Here is a 5279-nt window from a genome sequence, read left to right as displayed (position 1 = left end):
CCTGCCACACACATGAAATTTAACGAATATGTTGATTTAATAAAAAAGCAACCTTCTGACTTAAGAATTTTCTTTTTTATTATTAAAGATAAAATTCCTGAATTACTTAACAATTTTACTTATCCAGACCTTGGGTTAAAATATTTTGAACGATTACCTACTTTATTCTTCGGCGGAAGTGAGGCAAAAGTTTTGATGCATTATGATGTAGATATGACGGATTTTATTCATTTTCAATTTCAAGGCGACAAACGCATTTTATTATTCGAACCTCAACAATCAAAAGCATTGTACAAAGTTCCCCTTTCGGTTCATACGATTTACGAAATAGATTACGATCACCCTGATTATGAAAAATTTCCAGCCTTGAAACACGCCAAAGGATTTGATTTTGTAATGAATCACGGCGATGCTTTATTTATTCCGCGTGGTTATTGGCATTATAACCGTTATTTGGAAGCTGGTTTTTCGATGTCATTGCGTGCTTTTCCGAATGAATTTTTTCAAGTCTTGAATACCGTTTATCATGTTTTTATTATGCGTTACACTGATAAATTCATGCGCAAAATATTTCAAATCAAATGGATTCATTTTAAAGAAAAATGGGCAATCAAGAAAAGTCACCGTTTTTATAATATTAAAAATTAACCAATAAAAAAATCCGCTCGAATAATCGAACGGATTTTATTTCTTCTAAAAAAGTACTTATTAGTAAGAAGCGTCTTTGATACGAGCTTTTTTACCACGTAATGCTCTGAAGTAGAAGATACGAGCTCTACGAACTTTACCTCTTTTGTTCACTTCAATTTTTTGTAATGCTGGCATGTTTACTGGGAAGATACGCTCTACACCTACATCTCCAGACATTTTACGGATAGTGAAAGTTTCTGTAGTTCCTTGTCCTCTTCTTTGGATAACAACCCCTTTAAAGAACTGAACACGAGTTTTTCCACCCTCTGTAATTTCTTGATAAACTGTAATAGTATCACCTGCTGCGAAAGCTGGGAACTCTTTTTTAGCTACGTATTTCTCTTGTACGTATTTTACTAAATTTTCCATTTTAATAATTTCAATTTATTTAAATTGAGCAACTTAAACGTCCTTCGTCAGAGGTTGAACAATGTGTGTGCAAAATTAATCAAAAATCTTGATTATACAAATGATTCTCTTAATTTTATATGTGATATTTTATTAATTCGTGTGTATAAACTTGATTGTTTAATTGCGCAATTATAGATTTCATCGCAACAATTCGTGCCGATTTTTTGTCATCTGTCTCAATTTCTATCCAAGGCGAATCTTTTGTTCCAGTTTCTTGAAACATTTTATCAATATAATTGGTATAAACCTCCCATAACTCTTGTGCTTTTTGATCCAATGCTCCTAACTTCCATTGTTTCATCTCATTTTCTTTTCGTTCCTGCAAACGTTCTGCTTGCTCATCTTTCGAAATAGAAAGAAAAATTTTAATCAAAATAATTCCGTCTTCTTGTAAAAGTTGTTCTATTTCACTTACTTGTTTCAAGAATCGATTGTATTGTTCTTCTGTACAAAATCCGAAAACTGGCTCAACTACCGCTCGATTGTACCACGAACGATCAAAAAAAACAATTTCTCCTGCATTTGGCAATTCTTTAAAGTATCGCTGAAAGTACCATTGTCCCACTTCTATTTCTGTTGGTTTTGGTAAAGCTTCTACACGATATTTTTTAGGATTTAGAAATTCGGTAATACGAGAAATTGTCCCTCCTTTTCCTGCTGCATCTCGACCTTCGAAAATAATTAAAACTCGTTTATCTTCTTGAATAACTTTGGTTTGTATTTTCAATAGTTTTTCTTGAAGTTGCTTTAACTCTTTTTCGTAAGCTAATTGTTCTTTGAATTTCTTTTCTTTAATGATATCATGTTCAACTAAAAAATCAACGATTTCTTGTTTATTATTTATTTTCTCTAAATCACTTAAATCAAATTCTGCCATAGTATTAGGTTTAAAGACTATATTTCAACTTCTAAATTTTGATGTTTCAAAATGCGTTTATTTTTATCATCATAAGGTATTTTAGACAAAATATATTCCATTGCTTCAACCCTTGCTTTATATTTTTTATTGGCATCAATTATTTTCCAAGGTGCTATTTTTGTATGGGTTAATTCAAACATTTTATCTTTATATTCAGAATAAACTTCGAACAAATCTTGTGCTTTTTGATCAACAGAACTATACTTCCAACGCTTAATAGGAGAGTTAACAATATCGTTAAAACGTTTCATTTGTTGTTCTTTTGTAATGGAAAAATAAATCTTGATTAGATAAATCCCAGAATTAATCCACATTTTCTCCACATCATTTACTTCATTCATAAAAGTTGCGTATTCATCTTGAGTACAAAACCCATTAACTGGCTCAACTACAGCTCTATTATACCAGCTTCTATCATAAAAAACAATTTCTCCTTCGCGTGGTAATTGACGAACATAACGCTGAAAATACCATTGTCCACTTTCAACTTCATTCGGTTTTGGTAAAGCGACAATACGATGTTCTCGAGGATTTAGATGTTCCACAATTCGACGTATAGCACCACCTTTTCCTGCTGCATCTCTACCTTCGAAAACAATCACCACTTTTTTCTTGTGATTTGCCACCCAAGTTTGAAGTTTAATCAATTCCTCTTGTAACTCTTCGATTCGTTTTTCATATTTTACGGTACGCAATGCTTTTGCAAAATTTAATTGGTCATGATCTGACTGCAATAATCCAACAAGTCCTTTTTTTGTTTCGATTAATTTTAAATCCTTCGGTTTTAATTCCATTTTATCAACATATAAAATTAATGATTCATTTCTTTTACCATTCGATAATAACGTTCAATCACATTTGGATCGACCATCAAATCAGCTTTCGACTCATCTTTCCCCTTGTAATTAAACAAAGATAGAATATAACGAATCGTTTCTAATCGAGCCAAATTTTTATTATTTGCATTTACAATAATCCATGGTGAAAACGAATTATGTGTTCGAGAAAACATTTGATTGATGTAAGTCGAAAAATCGTTCCATAATTCTTGCCCTTTCGCATCAACAGGGCTATATTTCCACTTTTTAAGTGGATTATTTAAACGAGAATCAAAGCGTGCTTGCTGTTCCTCTTTTGTAATCGAAAACCACAATTTGATAATGTGTGTACCCGATTCGTATAGCATATGTTCAAATTCTGAAACTTGAACCATAAATTGTTCATATTGTTTTTCTGTACAAAACCCCATCACAGGCTCTACAACCGCTCTATTGTACCAACTTCTATCAAAAAAAACAATTTCTCCTGCATTTGGCAATTCTTTAATGTAACGCGTAAAATACCATTGACTTTGCTCTACTTCTGTTGGTTTGTTTAATGCAACAACACGCATAGATCGTGGGTTAAGATGTTCTCTAAAACGACGTATTGTTCCTCCTTTACCTGAAGCATCTCTACCTTCGAAAATAATGGCTACTTTTTTGTTTTCTGTTGAAATCCAATTTTGAAGATTGACTAATTCGGATTGTAATTTTAGCAATTCAGTTTCATATTCAAATTTCTTCAAAACATTTTTATATAATGTATTTTCTTCTTGATTTTCGACCAAAAAATGCATTAACTCTTCGGTTGTTGTAAAATCAGAAATCTTACTTTTTTTCATAAATAATATAGATTGTAAAAATCTTTTTTAAGATAGAAATTTTGAGCAATATAAAAGTGAAGAATATGATAAATCTTTCCATTCAAATCATAAAATTTATCATGTTCAACCTCAGCCAATTTGGTTAAATTTGTATAAAATTAGTTTTTTGCGTATCCTATTTTTCATATCATTAATATTTTCTATTGCATTTCGTCCTTTAATGCCTGTGATAGATTATGTTTTAAATTATGATAAAATTGCAACTGAACTATGTGAAAATCGCGAAGAACCAGAATTACTTTGTAATGGATTTTGCTATCTGAAGGATGAAGTTTCTAAAAGTGAAAAGAATCTACCAGAAAATCATTTTGTCAAAAATTCGATCAAAGTTCTTGATGCGCTTATACCTCAACAACAATTATTATCATCCAAAACATATTTTTATCAAGAACATAAATCACATATTGATTTTTACCAAGACATTAATTCTGATTATATTATTCGTTTAGTTTTTCATCCGCCAATTATTTAATTTTTTAAAATCTATTTGAACTATAAATTTAGACAACAATTAATTAAAATTAACTAAACAATTAAAAATGAGTAATTTAAAAAATATATTTACACTTACAATTTTAGCAATAACATTTACAGCTTGTAGCAAAGAACAACCAAAACAAGATGATTTTGAAGTAAAACATGTTTCACACGAAGAAATGAAAGCAGCAAAGAAATTAGATGTTGCTGTTGTAAATGAATTTGATCCTATTTGCGGGATGAAAACTGCTGATCATTTAAGTGATACTGCTAATTATGAAGGAAAAACCTACGGTTTTTGTTCGACAATGTGTAAAGATGAGTTTCTAAAAAATCTTGAAAAACATATTCATGAATAAACAATTAATCGCTGTTGTACTTATTATTTTAGGCGTTATTGGATCTATTTTTTGGTTAAAAAATAAACCAAAAGATAAGTTATATAATGTGATGAAAGTTCCTACATTTTCGATGACTAATCAACATAATCAAACAATTACTGATCGGGATATGTTAGGAAAAGTATACGTTGTGGAGTTTTTCTTTACAAGCTGTCCTACGATTTGCCCTGTGATGAGTCATAATTTACGTTCGATAGAAGATGAAATTAACAATCCAAATCTTGGCTTTATTTCCGTTACAATTGATCCGAAACGAGATACGCCTGCTCGTTTGTTAGAATATTCAAAACAAATAGGAGTAAAATCACCGAATTGGCATTATTTGACAGCAAATCGTGAAGTGATTGAACAACTTTCGGATAAATTTAATATTTATGTTGGAAAAGATGAGACAACTGCAGAAGGATTAAATCACAGCGGAAAGCTCGCTTTAGTTGATAAACAAGGAAATATAAGAAGTCGATACAATAAATCAGGCGTTCCTATGTTGTTTTATTCGGGATTAAATTACAAAGATCCTGAAGGTAAAGAGACTTCCCTTTCAGGTGAACATCATCCTGAAATTGAGTATTTAAAAGAAGATATCAAAAAACTTTTAGCAGAATAATAAAAAGCGTCAACAATAGACTGCACCCAAAAGTTTGGACAGATTAAAAATTAATAATTATAAAAATGA

The 5279-nt window shown here is 30.7% G+C and carries 8 protein-coding genes; 4 read left to right on the top strand and 4 right to left on the bottom strand.

What is annotated here, in order from left to right; all coding sequences use genetic code 11:
• On the top strand, nt 1-648 hold a 648-nt coding region (locus tag Q0616_RS02775; RefSeq protein WP_298774917.1), incomplete at its 5' end, for a cupin-like domain-containing protein.
• 60 nt (nt 649-708) lie between these two features.
• On the opposite strand, the gene rplS is transcribed toward Q0616_RS02775, so the two are convergent.
• The 4 genes from rplS to ppk2 (Q0616_RS02755) all read right to left on the bottom strand — a co-directional run bounded on the left by rplS (nt 709) and on the right by ppk2 (Q0616_RS02755) (nt 3683).
• Nucleotides 709-1059, bottom strand: coding sequence for a 50S ribosomal protein L19 (rplS, locus tag Q0616_RS02770; protein WP_171623070.1), 351 nt, complete (start codon nt 1057-1059; stop codon nt 709-711).
• Nucleotides 1060-1174: 115 nt separating this feature from the next.
• Entirely contained in the window at nt 1175-1978 is an 804-nt protein-coding gene (gene ppk2 / locus Q0616_RS02765) for a polyphosphate kinase 2 (RefSeq protein ID WP_298774915.1), read from the bottom strand.
• 17 nt (nt 1979-1995) lie between these two features.
• Nucleotides 1996-2814, bottom strand: coding sequence for a polyphosphate kinase 2 (gene ppk2 / locus Q0616_RS02760; RefSeq protein ID WP_298774913.1), 819 nt, complete (start codon nt 2812-2814; stop codon nt 1996-1998).
• Nucleotides 2815-2831: 17 nt separating this feature from the next.
• The gene (gene ppk2 / locus Q0616_RS02755; RefSeq protein WP_298774912.1) at nt 2832-3683 is read right to left on the bottom strand and encodes a polyphosphate kinase 2; all 852 of its coding nucleotides are present in this window, start codon (nt 3681-3683) and stop codon (nt 2832-2834) included.
• A 202-nt stretch (nt 3684-3885) separates the two neighbouring features.
• Between ppk2 (Q0616_RS02755) and Q0616_RS02750 the strand changes: the two genes are divergently transcribed.
• From Q0616_RS02750 to Q0616_RS02740, 3 genes are all read left to right on the top strand, one after another.
• The gene (locus tag Q0616_RS02750; RefSeq protein WP_260543709.1) at nt 3886-4197 is read left to right on the top strand and encodes a hypothetical protein; all 312 of its coding nucleotides are present in this window, start codon (nt 3886-3888) and stop codon (nt 4195-4197) included.
• Nucleotides 4198-4264: 67 nt separating this feature from the next.
• Complete coding sequence (locus Q0616_RS02745) at nt 4265-4561, top strand: YHS domain-containing protein (RefSeq protein WP_260543710.1); 297 nt, start codon at nt 4265-4267, stop codon at nt 4559-4561.
• Complete coding sequence (locus Q0616_RS02740) at nt 4554-5210, top strand: SCO family protein (protein WP_260543713.1); 657 nt, start codon at nt 4554-4556, stop codon at nt 5208-5210. The genes Q0616_RS02745 and Q0616_RS02740 overlap by 8 nt, the downstream gene beginning before the upstream one ends.
• The last annotated feature ends 69 nt before the right edge of the window (nt 5211-5279 follow it).

This window comes from uncultured Empedobacter sp., from assembly GCF_937930195.1.
Lineage (GTDB): Bacteria > Bacteroidota > Bacteroidia > Flavobacteriales > Weeksellaceae > Empedobacter > Empedobacter stercoris.
The sequence above is the reverse complement of the archived record's forward strand: the minus strand, read 5'-3'. Positions and strand labels throughout refer to the sequence as shown.

Excerpts from the sequence above, each read along its gene's own strand:
- Q0616_RS02740 (WP_260543713.1), top strand. The coding sequence starts at position 4,554 with ATGAATAAACAATTAATCGCTGTTGTACTTATTATTTTAGGCGTTATT.
- ppk2 (WP_298774913.1), bottom strand. The coding sequence starts at position 2,814 with ATGGAATTAAAACCGAAGGATTTAAAATTAATCGAAACAAAAAAAGGA.
- Q0616_RS02745 (WP_260543710.1), top strand. The coding sequence starts at position 4,265 with ATGAGTAATTTAAAAAATATATTTACACTTACAATTTTAGCAATAACA.
- ppk2 (WP_298774915.1), bottom strand. The coding sequence starts at position 1,978 with ATGGCAGAATTTGATTTAAGTGATTTAGAGAAAATAAATAATAAACAA.
- rplS (WP_171623070.1), bottom strand. The coding sequence starts at position 1,059 with ATGGAAAATTTAGTAAAATACGTACAAGAGAAATACGTAGCTAAAAAA.
- ppk2 (WP_298774912.1), bottom strand. The coding sequence starts at position 3,683 with ATGAAAAAAAGTAAGATTTCTGATTTTACAACAACCGAAGAGTTAATG.
- Q0616_RS02750 (WP_260543709.1), top strand. The coding sequence starts at position 3,886 with ATGCCTGTGATAGATTATGTTTTAAATTATGATAAAATTGCAACTGAA.